At 68.6% G+C, this 21,390-nt stretch carries 25 protein-coding genes; 5 read left to right on the top strand and 20 right to left on the bottom strand.

Annotated elements, in window-relative coordinates:
• Positions 1 to 32 precede the first annotated feature (32 nt).
• The gene (locus FFS52_RS07805) at positions 33 to 1,610 is read left to right on the top strand and encodes an MFS transporter (RefSeq protein ID WP_137809374.1); all 1,578 of its coding nucleotides are present in this window, start codon (positions 33 to 35) and stop codon (positions 1,608 to 1,610) included.
• Between the two features lie 54 nt (positions 1,611 to 1,664).
• Here the strand turns inward: FFS52_RS07805 and tsf are convergent, their stop codons facing one another.
• Entirely contained in the window at positions 1,665 to 2,489 is an 825-nt protein-coding gene (gene tsf, locus FFS52_RS07800; protein WP_058250094.1) for a translation elongation factor Ts, read from the bottom strand.
• 55 nt (positions 2,490 to 2,544) lie between these two features.
• On the bottom strand, positions 2,545 to 3,366 hold the full coding sequence (gene rpsB / locus FFS52_RS07795) for a 30S ribosomal protein S2 (protein WP_058250093.1): 822 nt from the start codon (positions 3,364 to 3,366) through the stop codon (positions 2,545 to 2,547).
• 379 nt (positions 3,367 to 3,745) lie between these two features.
• Here rpsB and FFS52_RS07790 point away from each other — a divergent pair, with 379 nt between their 5' ends.
• Positions 3,746 to 4,213 carry a M23 family metallopeptidase gene (locus FFS52_RS07790; RefSeq protein WP_249356200.1) on the top strand — a complete coding sequence of 156 codons (468 nt, stop codon included), beginning with the start codon at positions 3,746 to 3,748 and terminating at the stop codon, positions 4,211 to 4,213.
• Between the two features lie 6 nt (positions 4,214 to 4,219).
• On the opposite strand, the gene FFS52_RS07785 is transcribed toward FFS52_RS07790, so the two are convergent.
• Entirely contained in the window at positions 4,220 to 5,104 is an 885-nt protein-coding gene (locus FFS52_RS07785) for a tyrosine recombinase XerC (RefSeq protein WP_058250297.1), read from the bottom strand.
• A gap of 86 nt (positions 5,105 to 5,190) precedes the next feature.
• Positions 5,191 to 6,057 (bottom strand): siderophore-interacting protein, encoded by an 867-nt coding sequence (locus FFS52_RS07780; protein ID WP_137809347.1) that lies wholly within the window; start codon positions 6,055 to 6,057, stop codon positions 5,191 to 5,193.
• 172 nt (positions 6,058 to 6,229) lie between these two features.
• On the opposite strand from FFS52_RS07780, the gene FFS52_RS07775 reads away from it, so the two are divergent.
• Complete coding sequence (locus FFS52_RS07775) at positions 6,230 to 6,808, top strand: TetR/AcrR family transcriptional regulator (RefSeq protein ID WP_065628982.1); 579 nt, start codon at positions 6,230 to 6,232, stop codon at positions 6,806 to 6,808.
• Between the two features lie 2 nt (positions 6,809 to 6,810).
• Here the strand turns inward: FFS52_RS07775 and dprA are convergent, their stop codons facing one another.
• Together dprA and FFS52_RS07765 are read right to left on the bottom strand one after the other, a co-directional pair.
• The gene (dprA, locus tag FFS52_RS07770) at positions 6,811 to 7,953 is read right to left on the bottom strand and encodes a DNA-processing protein DprA (RefSeq protein WP_137809372.1); all 1,143 of its coding nucleotides are present in this window, start codon (positions 7,951 to 7,953) and stop codon (positions 6,811 to 6,813) included.
• The gene (locus FFS52_RS07765; protein WP_137809346.1) at positions 7,953 to 9,461 is read right to left on the bottom strand and encodes a YifB family Mg chelatase-like AAA ATPase; all 1,509 of its coding nucleotides are present in this window, start codon (positions 9,459 to 9,461) and stop codon (positions 7,953 to 7,955) included. The genes dprA and FFS52_RS07765 overlap by 1 nt, the downstream gene beginning before the upstream one ends.
• Before the next feature lie 122 nt (positions 9,462 to 9,583).
• Here FFS52_RS07765 and bluB point away from each other — a divergent pair, with 122 nt between their 5' ends.
• Both bluB and FFS52_RS07755 read left to right on the top strand, forming a co-directional pair.
• The gene (gene bluB, locus FFS52_RS07760) at positions 9,584 to 10,222 is read left to right on the top strand and encodes a 5,6-dimethylbenzimidazole synthase (RefSeq protein ID WP_137809345.1); all 639 of its coding nucleotides are present in this window, start codon (positions 9,584 to 9,586) and stop codon (positions 10,220 to 10,222) included.
• 99 nt (positions 10,223 to 10,321) lie between these two features.
• On the top strand, positions 10,322 to 11,671 hold the full coding sequence (locus tag FFS52_RS07755; protein ID WP_137809344.1) for a DUF4185 domain-containing protein: 1,350 nt from the start codon (positions 10,322 to 10,324) through the stop codon (positions 11,669 to 11,671).
• A 9-nt stretch (positions 11,672 to 11,680) separates the two neighbouring features.
• Here FFS52_RS07755 and FFS52_RS07750 read toward each other — a convergent pair whose 3' ends face one another.
• The 14 genes from FFS52_RS07750 to ffh form a co-directional block, all read right to left on the bottom strand.
• Positions 11,681 to 12,085, bottom strand: a complete 405-nt coding sequence (locus FFS52_RS07750) for a YraN family protein (RefSeq protein ID WP_068972338.1) — start codon at positions 12,083 to 12,085, stop codon at positions 11,681 to 11,683.
• A gap of 100 nt (positions 12,086 to 12,185) precedes the next feature.
• Complete coding sequence (locus FFS52_RS07745; RefSeq protein ID WP_004572292.1) at positions 12,186 to 12,497, bottom strand: DUF2469 domain-containing protein; 312 nt, start codon at positions 12,495 to 12,497, stop codon at positions 12,186 to 12,188.
• On the bottom strand, positions 12,494 to 13,183 hold the full coding sequence (locus tag FFS52_RS07740; protein ID WP_137809343.1) for a ribonuclease HII: 690 nt from the start codon (positions 13,181 to 13,183) through the stop codon (positions 12,494 to 12,496). Before FFS52_RS07740 ends, FFS52_RS07745 begins: the two co-directional genes overlap by 4 nt.
• A gap of 7 nt (positions 13,184 to 13,190) precedes the next feature.
• A complete protein-coding gene (gene lepB / locus FFS52_RS07735; RefSeq protein WP_137809342.1) occupies positions 13,191 to 14,051 on the bottom strand; it encodes a signal peptidase I in 861 nt (286 codons plus the stop codon).
• 18 nt (positions 14,052 to 14,069) lie between these two features.
• Positions 14,070 to 14,411, bottom strand: coding sequence for a 50S ribosomal protein L19 (rplS, locus tag FFS52_RS07730; RefSeq protein ID WP_004572295.1), 342 nt, complete (start codon positions 14,409 to 14,411; stop codon positions 14,070 to 14,072).
• A gap of 195 nt (positions 14,412 to 14,606) precedes the next feature.
• Entirely contained in the window at positions 14,607 to 15,581 is a 975-nt protein-coding gene (locus tag FFS52_RS07725; protein WP_137809341.1) for a hypothetical protein, read from the bottom strand.
• Positions 15,578 to 15,928, bottom strand: a complete 351-nt coding sequence (locus tag FFS52_RS07720; protein WP_137809340.1) for a hypothetical protein — start codon at positions 15,926 to 15,928, stop codon at positions 15,578 to 15,580. The genes FFS52_RS07725 and FFS52_RS07720 overlap by 4 nt, the downstream gene beginning before the upstream one ends.
• Positions 15,915 to 16,259 (bottom strand): YbaB/EbfC family nucleoid-associated protein, encoded by a 345-nt coding sequence (locus FFS52_RS07715; protein WP_065628989.1) that lies wholly within the window; start codon positions 16,257 to 16,259, stop codon positions 15,915 to 15,917. Before FFS52_RS07715 ends, FFS52_RS07720 begins: the two co-directional genes overlap by 14 nt.
• Before the next feature lie 41 nt (positions 16,260 to 16,300).
• A complete protein-coding gene (trmD, locus tag FFS52_RS07710; RefSeq protein WP_137809339.1) occupies positions 16,301 to 17,020 on the bottom strand; it encodes a tRNA (guanosine(37)-N1)-methyltransferase TrmD in 720 nt (239 codons plus the stop codon).
• On the bottom strand, positions 17,020 to 17,553 hold the full coding sequence (gene rimM, locus FFS52_RS07705) for a ribosome maturation factor RimM (RefSeq protein ID WP_137809338.1): 534 nt from the start codon (positions 17,551 to 17,553) through the stop codon (positions 17,020 to 17,022). The genes trmD and rimM overlap by 1 nt, the downstream gene beginning before the upstream one ends.
• Positions 17,554 to 17,579: 26 nt before the next feature.
• The gene (locus tag FFS52_RS07700; protein WP_004572301.1) at positions 17,580 to 17,822 is read right to left on the bottom strand and encodes an RNA-binding protein; all 243 of its coding nucleotides are present in this window, start codon (positions 17,820 to 17,822) and stop codon (positions 17,580 to 17,582) included.
• A complete protein-coding gene (gene rpsP, locus FFS52_RS07695) occupies positions 17,819 to 18,256 on the bottom strand; it encodes a 30S ribosomal protein S16 (protein WP_058250078.1) in 438 nt (145 codons plus the stop codon). The genes FFS52_RS07700 and rpsP overlap by 4 nt, the downstream gene beginning before the upstream one ends.
• A 457-nt stretch (positions 18,257 to 18,713) precedes the next feature.
• Positions 18,714 to 19,784, bottom strand: a complete 1,071-nt coding sequence (locus tag FFS52_RS07690) for an amidohydrolase family protein (protein ID WP_137809371.1) — start codon at positions 19,782 to 19,784, stop codon at positions 18,714 to 18,716.
• Positions 19,785 to 19,810: 26 nt separating this feature from the next.
• Positions 19,811 to 21,376 carry a signal recognition particle protein gene (gene ffh / locus FFS52_RS07685; RefSeq protein WP_068972354.1) on the bottom strand — a complete coding sequence of 522 codons (1,566 nt, stop codon included), beginning with the start codon at positions 21,374 to 21,376 and terminating at the stop codon, positions 19,811 to 19,813.
• Between the last annotated feature and the right edge of the window lie 14 nt (positions 21,377 to 21,390).

Here is a 21,390-nt window from a genome sequence, read left to right as displayed (position 1 = left end):
CGGCTCTCGCGGGATGCCTGCTCGGGGTGTTCATGCAGATGCTGGACACCACCATCGTCAACATCGCTCTGCCCGATCTCGCGCGGGATCTCGGCGCGTCGACGTCGCAGCAACTCCTCGTGCTGACGGTGTACACCCTGTCGTTCGCGTGCACCCTGCTGACCGCAGCGACACTGGGGGCGCGTGTCGGACGCCGGCGGATGTTCGTGGTCGGGATGGTGGCCTTCACCGTGACGTCGGTGCTGTGCGGTGTGGCGACCGGTCCTGCTGAACTCATCGCCTGTCGCGGAATACAAGGCGTGAGTGCGGCGCTCATGTCCGCGCAGACCCTGGCTCTCATCGCGGCCCTGTTCGACAAGAGGCGCCACGGACTGGTCTTCGGCGTCTACGGGGCCGTCGCCGGTATCGCCGCCATCCTCGGTCCGGTGATCGGCGGCTTCCTCGTCGACGCCGACGTTCTCGGATGGGGCTGGCGCGCGATCTTCTTCGTCAACGTCCCGCTCGGCCTGCTCTCGTGCCTGCTCGCCCACCGCCGCCTACCCGACGCGCGCGAGCCGACGCCGGGACGCGTGGACGTCCCGGGTGTGGTGCTGTCGGCGACGGCGCTGTTCCTGCTGCTGTACCCGCTGGCCCTCGGACGCGAGTTGGGGTGGCCCCCGATCCTGTGGGCGATGATCGGGACGGCCGGAATCCTGTTGACGCTGTTCGCTCTTCACGAGGTGCGCGTCGACGCCCGCGGTGGCACTCCCCTGTTACGACCACGGCTGTTCGCCTCGCGCCGCTTCGCGGTCGGGCTTCTCCTGTCGCTCCTGTTCTTCAGCGTGTTCGCCGGGTTCTTCTTCACCGTGTCGATCTCGGCTCAGTTCGGACTCGGCTACTCGGCATTCCGGACCGGGATGCTGGCCCTGCCCTTCGCGATCGGCGCCGCGGTCGGCTCACTCGCCTCACCACGCGTGGTCGCCCGCGTCACCGCACCGCACACCCTGATGGCCGGATCCGTCGCCGTCGGAGCCGGATTCGTCTGGCTCGCGATGATCATCGAACCGGCTGCGGAGACCCTGCCGGTGCCCGGCATCCTCGGTCCCCTCGTACTCGGCGGTCTGGGGACGGGTGTGTTCATCGCACCGCTGCAGGCCGTGATCCTGTCCGACACGACCGAAGCCACGGTGGGCACGGCAACCGGGACGATCCCCACTGTTCAGCAGATCGGCGCCTCGATCGGGCTGGCGGTCGTCACCCTCTTCTTCTTCGGTCAGGTCGCCGGCCAGACGAGCGAGACGGTTCCGGCGGTGAGAGCCGAACTCGTTGCGTCGCTGTCGGAGTCACCGGTTCGCCCGGTGCTGCACGGGGCGGTCGCCGATCGTTTCGCATCCTGCGCGAGCGATCAGCTGCGGTCCGCACATCCGGAGCGACCGGCGCCCGCCTGCGCGGGCGGACCGACGTCGCCTGCGGTCGCCGCGCAGGCACGGCCCTGGACTCAGGATGCGGCCCGGTCGGTGACCGCTCGGACTTTCCTGGCCGCGCTGAAGACGACCTTGATGATGCTGGGTCTCGTCGCCGTGGCGATCGGGGCACTCGCCGCCGCTCTGCGGACGCGACGGACCCCGTGAACGCACATCGCCCCGTCTCCTGGACGGAGACGGGGCGATGTGGAACGCGTTCGATCAGGCCTGGCCGACCTCGAACCGGGTGAAGGCCTTGACGGTCACACCGGCGTCGTCGAGCAGGGCCTTGACGGACTTCTTCGAGTCCTGGACCGAGGCCTGGTCGAGCAGCACGACGTCCTTGTAGAAGCCGTTGACGCGACCTTCGACGATCTTGGGCAGGGCCTGCTCGGGCTTGCCCTCCTCCTTGGCCGTCTGCTCGGCGATACGACGCTCGTTCTCGACGACGTCCGCGGGGACCTCGTCGCGGGTGGCGTAGCGCGCCTTGAGCGCGGCGACCTGCATCGCGGCGCCGCGAGCGGCCTCCTCGGCGGCCTCGCCCTCACCGGTGTAGGACACCAGCACGCCGACGCCCGGAGGCAGATCAGAGGCACGCTTGTGCAGGTACACGGCCACCGGGCCGTCGTAGTAGGCCACGCGACGGAGTTCGAGCTTCTCGCCGATCTTGGCCGAGAGAGCCGCCACGGCCTCGTCCACGGTGCCGTCGCCGAGCGGAGCCTTCTTCAGCTCGTCGAGGTCGTTGGTCTTCGCCGCGGCCGCCGCGTTCACGATGTCATCGGCGAGCTGCTGGAACTCACCGTTCTTCGCGACGAAGTCGGTCTCGGAGTTGATCTCGATGAGCGCGCCGCCCTTGGCCGCGACCAGGCCCTCGGCCGTGGAGCGCTCGGCGCGCTTGCCCACGTCCTTGGCGCCCTTGATACGCAGCTCTTCGACGGCCTTGTCGAAATCGCCGTCGTTGTTGGCCAGCGCGTTCTTGCAGTCGAGCATTCCAGAGCCGGTGAGCTCACGGAGACGCTTCACATCAGCTGCGGTGTAGTTCGCCATCGTCGGCGAGCCTCCTTAGAGAAAGTGTTGGGGACCGGACTGCGAGCAGTCGGGACTACTGAGCAGCCGGGGCGTCGGTCGCGGCGGCGTCGCCGGCCGGTGCCGCAGCCTGGGTCAGCAGTTCCTGCTCCCACTCTGCCAGCGGTTCGCCACTGCCGGCCTCGGGCTTGGCGTCGCCACTGGCGGCGCCGGCACGGGCCTGGACACCCTCGGCCACGGCCGAGGCCACGACGCGGGTGAGCAGTGCTGCGCTGCGGATGGCGTCGTCGTTGCCCGGGATCGGGTAGTCGACGAGGTCGGGATCGCAGTTGGTGTCCAGGATCGCGATGACCGGGATGTTCAGCTTGCGCGCCTCGCCGACGGCGATGTGCTCCTTGTTGGTGTCGACGACCCACACGGCCGACGGAACCTTGGCCATGTCGCGGATACCGCCGAGGGTGCGCTCGAGCTTGTTCTTCTCACGCGTGAGCATGAGGATTTCCTTCTTGGTGCGTCCCTCGAAACCGCCGGTCTGCTCCATGGTCTCGAGCTCCTTCAGGCGCTGCAGGCGCTTGTGGACGGTCGAGAAGTTGGTGAGCATGCCACCGAGCCAGCGCTGGTTGACGTACGGCATGCCGACACGGGTCGCCTCCGCCGCGATCGATTCCTGTGCCTGCTTCTTGGTGCCGACGAAGAGGATGGTGCCGCCGTGGGCGACGGTCTCCTTGACGAACTCGTACGCCTTGTCGATGTAGGTCAGCGTCTGCTGCAAATCGATGATGTAGATGCCGTTGCGGTCGGTGAAGATGAATCGCTTCATCTTCGGGTTCCAACGGCGGGTCTGGTGCCCGAAGTGTGCGCCGCTGTCCAGCAGCTGCTTCATGGTCACGACAGCCATGATCGTCCTTTTCTCGCAGTTGTCGTCGGTACCGTCGGTACCGACCCTGGCGCCTGCGGCCGAGTGCCACCCGAGACGGCATGGGCCGTTCCGGGACTGCTCACTTGGCGTGTGTTTCTCGACTGCGCTGGTCAGGGCGTCAAAGCCCGGAGCGTCACAGACCTGAGTGCAGGCGCGCGAAGTCACCTCATCAACGGGCGATGAGGTGCGTGGGAGAGTTTACGCCGCGACGGATGGAACACCAAAACGCCTTCGACCACGTCGGAGACGGTTGTGGTGATGCAGTCGGAGACGGTTGTGGGCGGATCCCATCCGGCTTCCGCTGCGTCCAATCAGCGTGCCATCCCGATCACCGCGTGTCCTCGCCGCGTTCCTGCCGATTGTCCTCTGCGTCGTCGGTCCGGTCCCCGCCGCTGCGTCCGTCGGTGGGTACGCGGCGCCGTTGTCGCCCCGGCCCACCGTGGTGACCGCCTACGACGAGCCCGAGAAGCGATGGCAACCCGGCCACCGGGGCGTCGACCTCGCGGCCGGGCCCGGCCAGACCGTCCGCGCGGCGGGCGCCGGTCGCGTGCGCTTCGCGGGAACGGTCGCCGGCCGGCCGGTGGTCTCGGTGTCCCATCCGGACGGCGTGACCACGACGTACGAGCCGGTGGAGGCGAGTGTCGACGCGGGTGATCACGTCTCGCGGGGTGAGGTCATCGGGACCGTGACGACCGGTCATCCGGGATGCCCGGTGCCCGCCTGCCTGCACTGGGGCGCCCGACGCGGCAGCGGACGTGCGGCGGACTACCTGGACCCGCTGGGTCTGCTCGGGGCCGTGCGCGTCCGGCTCAAACCGGTCGACTGACGGCGGTCACGCTCGCGGGTGCGCCTGTCGATGGACGGCACGCAGACGTTCGACGCTCACATGCGTGTAGATCTGCGTCGTGGCGAGCGACGAGTGTCCGAGCAGTTCCTGGACGACGCGCAGGTCGGCACCACCCTCGAGCAGATGAGTGGCGGCGCTGTGCCGGAGTCCGTGTGGCCCGGTCGCCGGGCCTCCGCTCGCCTCGACCGCGCGTGACACGACCGAGCGCGCCATCCGCTGGTCGAGCCGTCCCCCGCGGGCACCCAGCAGCAAGGCTGGTCCGGACGCGTCGGTCACCAGGGCCGGGCGTCCGGAACGCAGCCAGGCGTCGATCGCGCGTGCGGCGGGCTCTCCGTAGGGGACCGACCGTTCCTTGTCGCCTTTGCCGATCACCCGCACCACCCGTCGCCCGGCGTCGACGTCGCCGACGTCCAGCCCGCACAACTCCCCCACTCGAACTCCGCTGGCGTACAACAACTCCAGGATGACCCGGTCCCGCAGGGCGATCGGGTCGTCGGGGGCACGATCCACTCCGGTGGCCGCGATCGCGGCTTCTGCCTGGGCGGGGGCCAGTACGGCGGGCAGGGTCCGGTGCGCCTTGGGAGCCTTCAACCGCTGTGACGGGTCGGCCGCCAGGTAGCCCTCGCGGACCGCCCACGCGCAGAACGTCTTCGCCGCGGAGACCTGCCGGGCCACGGTCGTGCGCGCGGCGCCGCGCCGGGTCAGTTCCGCGAGCCAGGCCCGCAGCAGCGGGAGATCGATGTCGGCCACCGCGATTCCGCGGGCACCGGCGAACGAGACGAGGGCGCGAGCCCCACCGACATAGGCGCGGATCGTGTGCTCGCTGCGCCCTTTCTCCAGGCGCAGGTGATCGGCGAAGTCGTCGAGCATGGTCACGACCTCACCCCGTCGGGCACCCGAGTGCAACCGCACACGCGGCGTCGTGGCCGAATCGGTGCCTGTCCGGCCTGTGGGCCTCAGCCCTGGGCGCCGACGGCCTCCTCCTCGGCCCGCAGGTCGGCCTTCCATTGCCGGAACCCCTCCTCGGTCCGGCCGCGCCGCCAGTACCCGGAGATCGAGGCGTTGGCCGCACTCACGCCGCGTTCCTTGCGGATGTAGGCACGCAGGTTGTGCATGACCGCCTGCGCCTCTCCGTGGATGAACACGTGCGGTTCGCCGTCGAGCCATTCCGTCGCGCGCACGGCCGCGATCAGCGGGCCGTTGTCACCGGCGAGCGAATCGTCGACGTCCGCCGCGGGTCCGCCGCGGTGCACCCAGGAGACCTGCGCCCCGGCGGGTGCGTCGAGGTCGAGTTCGTCGTCGGGGCCGGCGACCTCGATGAAGACCTTGGCGACGGCGTCGGCGGGAAGGGCTTCGAGTGCGGCGGCCACCGCGGGGAGACCCGCCTCGTCGCACGCCATGAGATGCCAGGGGGCATCGGATCGCGGACGGTAGCCACTGCCCGGCCCGATGAAGCGGATCGTCTCGCCCGGCTCCACCGAGGCCGCCCAGGGGCCGGCGATGCCCTCGGTGCCGTGCACGACGAAGTCGACGACGAGCTCGCGGGCCTCCGCGTCGATCCGGCGCACCGTGTAGGTACGCAACACGGGTTGCCGCTCGGGCGCCTCGTTCGTACGGATCTCCTGGAGATCGAACGGTTCGGGATAGCTGACACCCGGCGGGGCGAAGACGAACTTCACATACATGTCGGTGTCGGGTTCCCCGGACTTGCCCAGCGCCGGTAGGAAGTCGTCGAACCCCTCCCCGCCCAGGTACAGGCGTACGAAATGCGGGCTGATCCGCTCTCTCCGTAGCACCGTCATCGTGTTCACGCGTTTCGCCATCGAACCTCCCTTTCGGGTCAACCCTACGCCTACGAGATTAGGCCACCCTTAGCTTTAGAGCGGCGAACCACCCATCCGCGGTTGTAAGGTTTTCTATCGATCAAGCGATGTGAATTCGAGACTTTGCCATTCCTAAAGTCAGACGTCGCGAGACCCGACCAGAGGTGACTCCATGCCGGATCAGCCCGTGGACCAGTCCACCCCGCGCCGCGGCTCGCGGCTCAGTGTGGACGACTGGCTGGAGGCCGCGACCCAGATCCTGGTCGACGACGGGATCGACACCCTCAAGATCTCGCGCCTCAGTGCGCGCCTCGGTGTGACCAAGGGCAGCTTCTACTGGCACTTCACCGACATCGGGGCGCTGAAGACCGCGCTCGCCGAACACTGCCGACGGGCACAGTCGGCGGCGGCCGACCGGATCGAGGCACTGGAAGCCCTACCACCGGTCGAACGGGTCGAAGGGATGGCGCGCCTGCTGTCGGATCCTCGCCGCTGGGCGATGGAGTCCGCCCTGCGCCGCTGGGCCCAGACGGACGAGTCGATCGCGAACTCGGTCGATGCACTCGACTGCCGGATCTTCTCGATCGCGATCTCGGCCATGCGCGAACTCGGGTTCTCGGAGGCCGAGGCACACGCTCGCGCGACGACGCTTCTGTACGCGGGAATCGGTTACGTCCATGCTCATGGCCGTCTGAACGAGGCGACGGTCGAGGATCTGCATGTCATCATCGACGTCCTCACCCGCCGCTGAGGTCACGCCAGCCGCCATCGTCCGTCCACGTTCTCCACATACCCCTTGATGTCGAGGTGCGCGAGCGCCGCGCGGACGGTTCCGATGTCGAGGCCGGCGGCGAACGCGATCTCGTCGATCCCCACTCCACCCCGGCCGGGAATGGCGTCGTGGACCCGTAGTTGCTCGGCGTCGAGCGCGTCGGTCGGTTTCGCGCGGCCGCGGCCGATGTCGCCCCCACCGTCGGGTCGTACCAGGTTGACCACCGACGCGACGTCGGACACCAGCACGGCGAGCTCGTCGGCGATCATCCGGTGGCATCCCACCGAGGTCGCCGAGGTGACGGGACCGGGAACGGCTCCCAGCGGCCGGCCGAGCTTGCGCGCCCATGCCGCAGTGTTCGCCGCGCCGGACCGTCGCCCGGCCTCGATGACCACGGTCGCGCCGCTCATCGCGGCGACCAGTCGGTTCCGGGTGAGAAATCGATGTTTCGCCGCTGTCGTCCCGGGCGGGTACTCGCTGATCACCGCGCCCGTACGCGCGATCGCGGTCAGCAGCGACGAGTGTGACGCCGGATAGTCGCGGTCGATCCCACACGCCATCACCGCCGCGGTCACCCCGCCCGCCGCGACGACCGCGCGGTGAGCGGCGCCGTCGATGCCGAACGCCCCGCCGGACAGCACCGCGAAACCCTGGGCCGACAACCCCGACGCGAGCGTCTGCGTGACGTGTTCGCCGTACGACGACGCGGCACGGGACCCGATCAACGCGACCGACGCAGCGGCGAGGTCGTCGAGCCGGGCCGGACCGCGCACCCACAGGGCGAGCGGTTCACCTCCACGAGCGGCCGTGTCGGCCTGCCCCAGCGCCAGCAGCGACCAGGCCGGCCACTCCGGATCGGCACGGGTCACCAGGCGCGCACCGATCCGCTCGGCGGTGTCCAGATCATCGATCGCACAGTCGGATTCGCTCCGGGCATCAGTGGCGGCGAGCACCGCCTCGTGGCCGCCGGGCACGGTGCGTCGGCGGATCGCCGCGGCCGCCTCGACCGGACCGATGTCGTCGACGAGCGCGATGACCGCGGCGCACGGCGGTTCGGCGACCCGCGCCAGATAGGCCCAGGCGATGGATTCCGGCGACCGGGGTTCCGACGGATGGGCGGAGATCACCAGGTCGCTCCTCGGTCTCGGTACAGAAGTGCTTGTGCGACATCGTCTTCGACGGGACGCCCGGACCCGCTCAGATCGCTGAGGGTCCATGCCAGCCGCAGAGCGCGATCGGCACCGCGGGCGGTCACGCGGCCGTCTCGGAGGAACAGTTCGATGGGCCGCAGCACGTCGGGCGGCAGCCGGAACCGCTGCCGCAGCGCGGACCCGGGAACCTCGGCATTGGTGCGCCACCCGAATTCCGACCACCGCTCGATCGCGGTGGCGCGTGCGGCGGTGACGCGGGCGCGGACGTCGGCACTCGACTCCCCGGCACCGCTCATCAGCGCGGTGTTGCCCGGTGGGTCCATCCGCACGCGGATGTCCACGCGGTCCAGCAGCGGTCCGGACAGCTTGCCCAGATAGCGCCGCCGCACGACGGCCGTGCAGACGCAGTCGACGTCGTGGGCGGGCGCGCACGGACACGGGTTCGCCGCGAGGATCAGCTGAAAGCGCGCGGGATAGACCGCCATGCCGTCACGCCGGGGCACCCGGACCTCGCCGTCCTCGAGGGGTTCCCGCAGGGATTCGAGCGACTTGACACTCATCTCGGCGCACTCGTCGAGGAACAGCACTCCTCGATGCGCCTTGGACGCCGCGCCCGGCCGGGCGAAACCGGTACCGCCACCGAGCAGGGCTGTGATCGATGAGCTGTGGTGCGGGGCGACGAACGGCGGTTCGGTGATCAGCGGACGTCCGGGCGACAACTCCCCCACCAGGGAATGGATCGCCGTCACCTCCAACGAGTCCTCCAGACCCAGCGACGGCAGAATGCCCGGCAGCCGCCGCGCGAGCATCGTCTTGCCGATCCCCGGCGATCCGGTCATCAGGACGTGATGAGCTCCCGCGGCGGCGATCTCCAGCGCGTGCCGGGCCTCGTGCTGCCCGACCACGTCGGCCATGTCGGGAACCGGCGGCGCGTGCGTCGTCGCCGCCGCATGCACCGTGTCGAGCACGTGGTCACCCGCCAGCCACTGCGTCACCTCTTTCAGACTGCTCGCTCCACCGACGTCCATCCCCTCGACGAGCGCCGCCTCGGCGACGGTCTCGATCGGCACCACCGCCCGTCGATACCCCTCCTGCCGCGCCGCGATCACCGCCGGCAACACCCCGCGGATCGGCCGCACGGTGCCATCCAGACCGAGCTCGCCCAGAAAAACCGTCGACGACAACTTCTCCGCCGACACCTGTTGCGTGGCAGCCAGAATGGACACGGCCATCGACAGATCGAACCCCGGACCGATCTTCGGCATGTCCGCCGGCGACAACGCCACCGTCACCTTCAACTCGGGAAAACTGAACCCGGAGTTCTTGATCGCAGCCCGCACCCGATCCCGCGCCTCCCGAACCGACGAATCCGGATTACCCGTCACCGCGAACCCCGGCAGACCCGAACTCACACTCGCCTGCACGTCGACGACCTGCGCGACAAAGGCATTGAGCCCCACCGCCTGTGTTTGCCCCAACATGGGCACAGTCTCGCCGGGAACACGCGTGGCGCGCGGCGCCGAACCACTCACACAGCCGATCTGTGGATGACCTCGCGGTTGTGCACCACCGTTCACAGCAGCCCGACTAGGCTCGACAACCGATGGACGACGGAACATTCGACGATGCGTTCGTCGGCGATCTCGACCGACTACTCCGATGGCGACGCGACGTCCGTTGCTTCCGCCGCGAACCACTCGAACCCCACGTGCTCCCCGACATCCTCGACGCAGCCGAACTGGCTCCGTCCGTGGGCAACAGCCAACCGTGGCGCTGGGTCGAGGTCCGGTCCACCGAAGCCCGGCAAACAGTGCGCGACAGCTTCACTCGCTGCAACGCCGACGCACTGGACGGTTATACGGGCGAACGCGCACAGCTGTATTCGTCGCTCAAGCTCGCCGGTCTCGACGACGCTCCCGTCCACCTCGCCGTATTCTGCGAGCCCGGTGTCGAGCAGGGCCGGGGACTCGGCCGACAGACAGTGCCCGAGACGCTGGAGTATTCGGTCGTCACCGCGATCTCCACACTCTGGCTGGCGGCGCGGGCCCGAGGCGTCGGGGTGGGGTGGGTGTCCATCATCGAACCCGATCGGGTGACCGCGGCACTCGACGTACCGTCGTCCTGGAAGCTGGTCGCCTACCTGTGTATCGGCTACCCCGCGCACGACTCGGAGACACCGGAACTCGAACGTGTCGGCTGGCAGTCACGGACGTCCGCCGGGGAACGCTTCTTCGTGCGCTGACACCAGATCGTGACCCCGCGGACCGCGCGATCCGCATGTAACTCCAGTAACAATAGTCACGTCAATCACTTCTATCGCAAGAGTAACTGGAGGACGCGCGTGTCGAGCCGTCTCACCACGAGTGTCCGACTGGCCCTCGCCGGGGTCATCGCATTCAGCGGCACCGCGGTCGCGCTGACGACCGGTGCCGGTGTCGCGCACGCCGCGCCATGCGGCAACGCGAGCACGGGCTCGAGCTTCCTGGGCTTCGGGTCCAGCGGTTCCAGCGGCTCGAGTGGCTCCAGCGGGTCGGAGGGCTCGTCGGGCAGCTCGAGCATCCCGAACCCGGGACCGCAGCGGCCGTTGATCCCCTATGTCGGTTCCAAATCCCGCACCGTCGGGTGGGTGACGGGACCGCTCAGCGCCAACCGCACATTCAGCCGGTTCGGTATCGGCGGCACCGATCTCGGCGTCTCCTGGGACAACGGCCGCGGCCAGACGCTGATGGCCTTCGGAGACACCTTCGGCAATTGCAACGCGCCGGGACAGCAGTGGCGGCACAACGTGCTGCTCCGCACCGACGACGACAACCTCGCCAACGGACTCTCCGTCCCGGCCGGCCGCGCCGGCGACGTGACGTCGGGTTCGGTGATCGCGCCCGGCCAACCGAACTACGCGCAGGAACTGATCCCGACGCTGGGCATCTCCAATGTCGAGGTCACCACCATCCCGACGGCGGCCATCTCCCTCCCGCACGGCGACGGCTTCCGCCAGTACATCAACTACATGTCGGTGCGCTCCTGGGGTTCGCCGGGCAACTGGGTCACCAATTTCTCGGCGATCGCCCATTCCGACGACAACGGCCAGACCTGGGTCACCGATCAGGACACCATCCTCATCAATGCTCCGGTCTCGCTCCGACTGCCCGGCGAGTTCCGTCCGATCGAGTTCAACAACGGCAAGTTCCAGCAGAACGCGTACGTCCGCGGCCGGCCCGGGACACCCGAAGCCGAGTACGTCTACCAATACGGCACCCCGAACGGACGATTCGGCGCCGCCTTTCTCGCGCGGTTCAAACCCACGGACATCCTCGACCTCGACGCGTACGAGTACTGGGCCGGCAAGAGTCGCGGTTGGGTGGACGACATCGCCGCGATCCCCGACGACGGCTCGGCGGTCGTCGTCAGACAACCGGTCACCGAACTCTCGGTCGCCTGGAGCCCGTACCTCGAGAAATACGTCATGCTCGATGGCGACAACGACATCACGCTGCGCACCGCCGATCATCCCGAAGGCCCATGGAGTGCACCGAAGACCATCGTGCCCCGTGGTGCGCTCGTCGTCTACGGACCGATGATGCTCCCCAACTCCCCCGCGCTGCAGGGAGATTCGAAGGAGCTCTACTTCAACGCATCGCGGTGGAGCGACTACAACGTGATGCTGATCCGGACCGATCTGAGCAAGCTCTGACACCCGGGTTCACACGTGCACACCCTGGTGATGCCGCACCTGCGCACGAGCCAGATCGTCGGGAGCGGCCTGGTCGAGGCGCACGCTGAGGACGTCGAACCGGATCTGCGTCCATCGCCGATCCTGCGCCGCCAGCCACATCCCCGCGAGTCGGCGCATCCGGGCGAGCTTCGTCGGCGTGACCGCCATGACCGGATCGTCGTACGTGCGGCTCGCGCGGGTCTTGACCTCGACGATCACCAGGACCGACCCATCCGCGGCCACCAGATCCAGTTCGCCATAGCGGGTACGCCAATTGCGCTCCAGGACAGTCCAGCCGAGGGATATCGCGTAGTCTGCGGCCACGTCTTCACCGAGCCTGCCGATATGACCGCGGCGATCGGGGCGAGGATGGTCGCGCGCTTGTGCACTCATGCCGATCAGATTCGCGCAGAATCGATTTTGTCGACCTTCCGAAAGCGAGCAACGCCCTGATCTGTGAACGATCAGGGCGTTGTCAACAGGTTGCGCGTGGTCAGGGCTCGTCGGGCAGGCGGAGTTCCGACTTCTCGAGTTCCTCGATGTTGACGTCCTTGAACGTGATCACGCGGACCTGCTTGACGAACCGCGCCGGGCGGTACATGTCCCACACCCAGGCATCGCTCATGCGGAGTTCGAAGTAGACCTCGCCGTCGGTGTTGCGCGGGATCATCTCGACCGCGTTGGCGAGGTAGAAGCGCCGCTCCGTCTCCACCACGTAGGTGAACTGCCCGACGATGTCCTTGTACTCGCGGTACAGAGAGAGTTCCATCTCGGTTTCGTACTTCTCGAGATCCTCAGCACTCATCCTGTCAGCCTATCCCTGTTGTCGTTTGCGCTGGTGAACACACGTGCCGCGACATTACGGTACGACATGCGGTGTTGTGGTGAGGGGCCGGCGGCGTCGATGCGCGACATGTGCAACGCCGTGCTGTACCCCTTGTGGATGGCGAAGTCGTACCCGGGCAGGACGTCGTCCATGGCGACCATGATGCGATCTCGGGTGACCTTGGCGATGATGCTGGCGGCGGCGATGCACGCGGCCGCCCCGTCTCCCCCGATCACCGGCAGAGACGGGGCCGTCAGTCCCGGCACCGCGAAACCGTCGGACAGCACGTACCCCGGTTTCACGTCGAGGGCGGCCACCGCCCGGCGCATGCCCTCGATGTTCGCGACGTGGATGCCGATGCGATCGATCTCGGCGGCTTCGATGATCACCGCACTCCAGCTCTGCGCGTAGCGCGTCACCGAGCAGTACAGCTCCTCGCGGGTGCGCTCGGTCAAACGTTTCGAGTCGTCGAGGTCGGCGAGGGAGACGAGCTGCGTCGGCTTCAAGACGCAGGCCGCCACGACCAGCGGGCCCGCGCACGCTCCGCGGCCGGCTTCGTCGACCCCCGCCACGGGCCCCAGACCCTGCCGGTGCAAGGCGAATTCGAACGTCCGCAGGCCCGCGGCACGGCGGACGGGTGAGCGGGGTGGCCATCGAGTCGTCACAGCTGTCTCACCCCTGCTGCGGATTGAACGAACCGACACCACCGATCCGCGAGAAGGGGTAGATGATGAACCGGACCTTGCCGCGGATGTCGCTGACCGGGACGGTGCCCTGGTACTGGTCCTCGACGTGGTAGCGCGAGTCCTGCGAGTTCAGTCGATTGTCACCCATGACCCACACGTTGCCCTCGGGCACGGTGATCGGACCGAAATCCGGCCCGAGACACGGAGGCACCTGGTCGCCCGGCCCGGCGACACCGGGCCCGAACGACGCGACCGTCTCCTCCTGGAGCTTCATGTCGATGTAGGGCTCGCGCAACGGGCGACCGTTGACCTTCACACCGACGCCCTCGTCGTTGCGACATTCGACCGTCTGACCGCCGGTCGCGATGACCCGCTTCACGAGGTTGTTCTCGTCCGGCGGCGCGAACCCGAACCACGACAGCGCATCCTGCGCCTTGTGCATCATCGGGTTCGTCGATCGGGGCGACACCCAGGCGCCGTTCCACGACTCCGACGGGCCCTTGAAGACGACGACGTCGCCGGGTTGCGGATCACCGAACCGGTACGTGAGCTTGTCGATCACGATGCGGTCGTTGGTGCAGCCGTCGCACCCGATGAGGGTGGACTCCATCGACTCCGACGGGATGACGTACTGCCGACCGATGAAGGTCTGCAGCATCCAGGTGAGGAGAAGGACGCACCCCACGATGATGACGACTTCGCGCAGGAGAGAACCCGAGCCGGACTTGCGCTTGCCGCGATCGTCGGCATCGGATTCGGCCGGGTCGGTCTTCAACCTCCACGGACGCTTGGCGTCGTCGGCGCGGTCGTCGTCGGGGGCATCGTGGGGTCGCTGTGTGTCGGCCACCTCGTCAGGTTAGACGCGTCAGCGCTTTTCCTTGATCTTGGCTGCCTTGCCGCGCAGATCGCGCAGGTAGTAGAGCTTGGCGCGACGGACGTCACCGCGGGTGAGGACGTCGATCTTGGCGATGTTCGGGCTGTGCACCGGGAAGGTGCGCTCGACGCCGACGCCGAAGGACACCTTGCGGACGGTGAAGGTCTCGCGCACGCCGCCGCCCTGACGACGGATGACGACGCCCTTGAACACCTGCACGCGCTCCTTGCTGCCCTCGATGACCTTGACGTGGACGTCGAGGGTGTCACCGGGGCCGAAGTCCGGCACGTCGTCGCGGAGGGACTGCTTGTCGAGGAAGTCGAGCGTGTTCATGTGTCGTGGTCCTTGTCTGGCGGAGAACGTTGAGCAGAGGAACCTGGCGGCCCGTGGGCTCGACCGGTTCGTGCTCCGAGTCGTTGGCGTCGCAACCGGCGGTCTCGGAGAGACAGCCCCGGACACGGGGCATCGTCGGCAGGCAACCCGACTATTGTGCCAGAGACACCCCGGGCCGACGAAATCGCCGAGCCACTACGTCCGTGGCGCCACGATCACGACGTCGTCGGCCTGCAATGCCGAGATGGTGGCGGGCTCCATCGGCGTCGCCGCGGCGATCGCTCTCGGCGTCACACCGGCATGCACCATGTGGTCGAGGATCGCGAGTTCGGGCGCCCGGCCGTTGGCGGTGAGTGCCTCGTCGTCGGCGAGTTCCACCCCCGCTCGCTGATAGGGCTGCGGGTCGTTGGTCCCGACGACGACCACCCGGGCTCCCCGCGGGCCGATCCCGACGCCCACTGCCGTCCGGAACCAGCCGGCGATCGATGCCGGAACCGTGGTCTGCAGTCGCTCGGCTCGCCCCCGCAACCAGGTCAGGTCGTTCGCGCCGATCCCGTCGCGGTCGACGCGAGCCCGCGCGCCGGCCAGACCCCCGAGACCGGCGGCCACCGCACCCGCCGCACCCAGTGCCCCGAGCGGCATCATCGGCATCATCCCGCTCGTCGCCGCGGGTGCAGCGGCGCTCTGCCCGGCCTCACCCGACCGTTCGGTGTGGTCGTCCCCCGCCGCGGTGAGGGCCAGCCGGCCGGTGCTCGCGGCCTCGACCCGCCACGTGTCGTCACCGATCGCGGCGTTCACCTCGGCACGCCGGATATCGCGGTCGGCGATCAGTGCGACCACCGACATCTGCTGCTGCGTATCGATCACCGTCCGGGCATACGCGTCCAGCGACGTCCCGAGCGCGCGCAGCCGTTCCGCCGCTCCGGGCAGATCGGCACGGGCGATCTGCCCGAGCCCGTCGACGACGGCATCGTGGAACCCGCCCGCGGTCGAGTCCCCCGTCGCGTACGAGTCGGTCACCGACGCCACCGCCTCGGCGAGGCCGGCCACCCTCTCGGCGAGTGCCCGCACGCGCTGGGCCGAGTCGCTCAGTGCCGCCGCGTCGGCGGTCGGCCACACCCCCGGGGCCAGTTCCTCGGCGATCCGCTCGGCCTCGCCACGCGCCGTCATGCGTCGGCCCGGCCGATACGCGCCGACGCCTCGGCATCTCGGTTGAGGAGGTCGTCGATGCCGGCGACGAGGGCGCGGCGGCGTTGTCCGAGACGGTTCTCGACGTCGTGCAGACGATCCGTCGACGCCGCGGCCGCCGGCGAGAACCCCGCCCGGAACGCACCCGCCGATTTCCCGGTGCCTACTGCCATGTCGACGTCGATGAGCAGGGCGGCGAGCTCGGTCTGTATCGCCGTGAGTTCCGCCGCCGCTGCCTGCAGTCGCGTCGCCACGACGGCGGCGGCACCGGGGTCGGCGGCGACCCGGGGACCGGCGTCGGCCGCCGGCGAGAGGTCAGGGTCGGTCATCGGCGACCACACTGTCGAGGCGGGCGTCGGCGTAGTCGATCGGCAGATCCGGTGCGCCGGAGAGGATGTCGGCGGATCTGGTGCGCAGCGCGGTGTCCGCCTCGGCGATCAGCGTGGTCAGCAGGGCGGACAGTTGATCCGCGCGGTATCGACGCATTGCGGAGGGTTCGATCGTGATGTCCACCGCACGGCCGCGCGCGTCGACCGTCACCGCGACGAGCCGGTCGTGACTGGTCGCCCGGGAGGTCAGCTGCGACAACGACTTCCGGACCCGTTCGAGTTCGGTGCGCTGCCGGTCGAGTTCCTCGACCATGGCCGAATACCCCTGCATCGTCTGCTGGACCCCCGTCCGAGTCGAACCTCTGCCGAATCCTAGTCGGTATCGCCCGGATGGTCCGCGGAGGAGTCCACAGGGTCCGGGAGGAGATCAGGCCGGCGCGCGCGCGTCCGCTCGAGGGCCTGTTCGGTACGCCAGCGTGCCACCTTCGCATGGTCGCCACTGAGCAGTACGGGCGGGACGTCCAGACCGCGCCAGGACACCGGCCGCGTGTAACTCGGACCTTCGAGCAGCCCGTCGGAGAACGAATCCTCCTGATGCGAGCGGGGATTGCCGAGTACGCCGTCGAGCAGCCGGACGGTCGCCTCGATCATGGCCATGACCGCGACCTCTCCCCCGATGAGGACGAAGTCGCCGAGGGAGACCTCTTCGACGCGCACCCGTCGGGCCGCGTCGTCGAAGACACGCTGGTCGATACCCTCATACCGGCCGCAGGCGAACACCAGATGCGGCTCGGTGCTCCAGCGACGCGCGGTCTCCTGGGTGAACGGCACACCGGCAGGGGTCGGCACGATCAGCAGCGCGTCGTCGGGGCACACCTCGTCCAGGCACGGCCCCCAGACGTCGGGTTTCATCACCATGCCGGGCCCGCCGCCGTACGGCGAGTCGTCCACGCTGCGATGGACGTCGTGCGTCCAGTTGCGTAGGTCGTGGACCGCCACGGTGATCCGTCCGGCGTCGATCGCCTTGCCCAGCAAAGCAACTCGGAGCGGATCGAGGTACTCGGGGAAGATCGACACGACGTCGAGACGCATCACGGCGCCTCGTCGAGCGAATCCGGATCCAGCAGCCCCTCCGGGGGGTCGATCACGATCAGCTCGCGACCGACGCTCGGCACGATCTCGCGCACGAACGGCACCAGCACCTCACGGTCGTCGGTGGTGCGTACCGACAGCAACTCGCCGCCGGGCAGATGCAGGACCGATTCGACGACGCCGACCGCGGAGCCGTCGGTGAGTTGAACGGGCACGCCCTCGAGTTCGTGGTCGTAGAACTCGTCCGGGTCGTCGGAGGGCTCCACCTGCGAACTGTCGATGAGGAACAGGGTGCCGCGCAGGGCGTCTGCGGAATCCCGGTCCGCGACGCCGGCCAGGGACACCAACAGCCGCCCGGAATGATCCCGGGCGGCTGTGACGGTGAAATCCCGTTCCCCGGCACCGCGCGGCAGACGGCCACGCAGCACCGAGTTCGGGGCGAAACGCATCTCGGGCTCGTCGGTGCGGACGTCCACGACGACCTCACCACGGATTCCGTGTGACTTGACCACACGGCCTACGACGAGATCCACGATGCGCTCGGTGTTCGGGTTCGCGGTCAGCGGTCGGTGTCGACGATGTCGACGCGCATCCCGCGGCCGCCGATCCCGGAGACCAGGGTGCGCAGCGCGGTGGCGGTACGACCGTTGCGACCGATCACCTTGCCGAGGTCGTCGGGGTTCACGTGAACCTCGACGAGCCGGCCGCGACGGCCGGTGACGAGGTCGACCCGGACGTCATCGGGGTTGGAGACGATTCCGCGGACCAGGTGCTCGACCGCGTCGGCGACGACTGCGCTCACGCGTCACCCTCGGCGGCGGGAGCCTCGGCAGCCTCGTCGTCCTTCTTGGCGGCCTTCTTCTTGGGGGTGGTCGCGGCGGCGACCGGCTCGTTGTCGGCGGCGGCGAGCGCGGCGTTGAACAGGTCGAGCTTCGACGGCTTGGGCTCGGCGGTCTTCAGGGTGCCCTCGGCGCCCGGCAGGCCCTTGAACTTCTGCCAGTCACCGGTCACCTTGAGGATCGCGGCCACGGGCTCGGTCGGCTGCGCACCGACGCCCAGCCAGTACTGCGCGCGCTCGGAGTCGACCTCGATCAGCGAGGGCTCTTCCTTGGGGTGGTACTTGCCGATGGTCTCGATGACCCGGCCGTTGCGGCGGGTGCGGGCGTCGGCGACGACGATGCGGTACTGCGGGTTGCGGATCTTGCCGAGCCGCGTGAGCTTGATCTTGACAGCCATGTCTACATCTCTTTCGTGTGGTCACTGCGCAATTCAGCAATCCGCCCGGAGTGGCGGACCCGGTTTTGCGTCTGTAGTGGTGTGACCGTCGGGCGGCCGTGACCGGATCCGACGAACCAGCGAATCATTGTGCCAGACCGGGCGGTGAGTACCGAATCCGGTGATCGGCCTGCAGAAGGAACAGCCGATGGACCGGCATGTGGTCACCCACCCCGCGAGGACGACCACATGCCGAACGTCACTTCCGTCACTCTGTCGGTGTCGGCTCATCCGTGTCCTGATGCGCGACACCGCCGGAGCCTCCCTCGACCCCCGGCTCCGACGGGCCCGCGCTCTCGGATCCGGGCCGCGGATCCGAGGTGGACTGATCCGGTTCGTCCTGGCCGAACCGTTGCAACGCCGTTGCTACGTTACGCGGCGGTAAGGAAGGCAACCAGCCACTACCGTGTGGCTTTGCTCACACGAGGTGGCGACCAGACGAGACCACTGCTACCGGGTGTCGCAACGTGCCCAGGTCGTCGCACGGGTTGTCCGCGTACACGACGAAGTCGGCGCGGTGCCCGTCCTCCAGGAGGTCGGCGCCCAGCCAGGCGCGCGCATTCGTCGACGCCGCCGCGATCGCACCCGCCGGGCCCAGGCCCACGTCCGAGAGCGCCTCGATCTCGTCGACGATGCGTCCGTGCTCGACGAATCCGCCCGCGTCGGTCCCGGCGAAGATCTGGACACCGGCCTCACGCGCGGCGGCGAACACCGCCGGGGCGCCCGCATGCAGGGCGCGCATGTGCGCGGCGTAGGTCGGGAAGCGTTCGGCTCCGTCGGCGATCCCGGGAAAGTTCTCGACCTGGATCATGGTGGGCACCAACGCGATCGAGCGGTCGACGAGCTGGTCGACGAGATCGGGAGTCAGCCCGGTGCCATGCTCGATGCAATCGACACCGGCCCCGATCAGGTCGACGAGAGCATCGGTTCCGAAGACATGGGCGGTGATCCGGGCGCCGTGCTCGTGCGCCACCGCCACCGCCGCCTCTATCTGTGCACGGGTCCACAACGGGGCCAGGTCGCCGACCTCGCGGTCGATCCAGTCGCCCACGATCTTCACCCAGCCGTCGCCGGCCTGCGCCTGCCGGGCCACCTCGGCCGCGAGTTCGTCCGGATCGTCGAGGTCGACGCCGTAGTCGCGCAGATACCGCTTGGGCCGGGCGATGTGCTTGCCCGAGCGGATGAAGCGCGGGCAAGCGGGGTCGTCGTCGAGTGGGTGCGTGTCGAGCGGCGACCCGACCTCGCGGATCAGCAGGGTGCCTGCGCGCGCATCGGCGTAGGCGTACCCACGGGCCTGCTCGATGTCGACCCCGAGGCCCGGCGCGATCCCCACATGATTGTGGGCGTCGACGAGGCCCGGCAGAATCCAGCCACCGTCGACTGCCGTCTCGGCGTCGGGAACCGCGGTGAGGCTGATGGTGTCGTCGGACACCCAGAACTCGACCGGTTCGGACGTGAGCGGATCGGTGCCCCGGTAGTGGCGGGCCATTGCACCCTGTTCCGGGCCACCCACCGTCATTTCTTCTTCTTGGGCTGCTGGAACTGCGACACGTCGATGCCCTCGAGACCCGGGGGCAGCTGATCGAGACCGGCCGGCATGTTCGACAGGTCCGGGAACCCGGCCGGCATGCCTCCGGGCATACCAGGGAAGCCGCCGCGCGCCGCCTTCGGCGGGGTGGGGCCGCGGCTCTTGCCCTTCTTGCCCTTCTTGCCCTTGCGGTTGGACTTGCGGTTCATCGCGCCCATGCCCATGCGACCCGACATCTGCGCCATCATCTTGCGGGCCTCGAAGAACCGGTCGACGAGCTGGTTGACCTCGCTGACGGTCACACCCGACCCGTTGGCGATCCGGATCCGGCGTGAGGCGTTGATGATCTTCGGGTTGTCGCGCTCGGCGGGGGTCATGCCGCGGATGATCGCCTGCACGCGGTCGAGCTGCTTGTCGTCGACCTGCGACAGCACGTCCTTCATCTGGCCGGCGCCGGGCAACATCCCCAGGATGTTGCCGATGGGGCCCATCTTGCGGATCATCAGCATCTGCTCGAGGAAGTCCTCGAGGGTCAGCTCGCCCTGGGTGATCTTGGCGGCCGCGGCCTCGGCTTGCTGCGCATCCCAGTGCTGTTCGGCCTGCTCGATGAGCGACAACACGTCGCCCATGCCGAGGATGCGGCTGGCCATGCGGTCGGGATGGAAGACGTCGAAGTCCTCGAGCTTCTCGCCCGAGGACGCGAACATGATCGGTTGGCCGGTCACCTCGCGTACCGACAACGCCGCACCGCCGCGCGCATCGCCGTCGAGCTTGGTCAGCACGACGCCGGTGAAGCCCACACCCTCCTGGAAGGCCTCGGCGGTGGTGACGGCGTCCTGACCGATCATCGCGTCGACGACGAACAGCACCTCGTCGGGCGAGGTGGCGTCGCGGATGTCGGAGGCCTGCTTCATCAGTTCGGCGTCGATGCCGAGCCGGCCGGCGGTGTCGATGACCACCACGTCGTAGTGCTTGCTCCGCGCCTCGTCGACACCGGCCTGCGCGACCGAGACCGGATCGCCCGAGGTCACACCGAGCACACCCTCGCCGCCGACGCTCGTGCCCGGATGCGGCGCGAAGACCGGTACGCCGGCGCGCTCGCCGACGATCTGCAGCTGTGAGACCGCGCCCGGACGCTGCAGGTCACAGGCGACGAGCAGCGGGGTGTGACCCTGCTGCTTGAGCCAGTTGCCCAGCTTTCCGGCGAGTGTCGTCTTACCGGCACCCTGGAGACCGGCCAACATGATGACGGTCGGGGGGTTCTTGGCGAACCGCACCCGCCGCGTCTCCCCGCCGAGGATTCCGATGAGTTCCTCGTTGACGATCTTGACGACCGTCTGCGCCGGGTTGAGTGCCGCGGAGACCTCGGCACCCTTGGCGCGCTCCTTGATCCGGGCGATGAAGGACCGGACCACCGCGAGCGAGACGTCCGCCTCGAGCAGGGCGAGCCGGATCTCGCGGCAGGTGCGGTCGATGTCGGCGTCGGACAGCCGCCCCTTGCCACGCAGATCCTTCAGGGCACCGGTCAACCGGTCGGAGAGGGAATCGAACATGGGTCCCATCCTTC

Source organism: Gordonia sp. ALPHA1B1, from assembly GCF_005502615.1.
Lineage (GTDB): Bacteria > Actinomycetota > Actinomycetes > Mycobacteriales > Mycobacteriaceae > Gordonia > Gordonia hongkongensis.
This window is presented reverse-complemented; position numbering and strand designations above follow the sequence as displayed.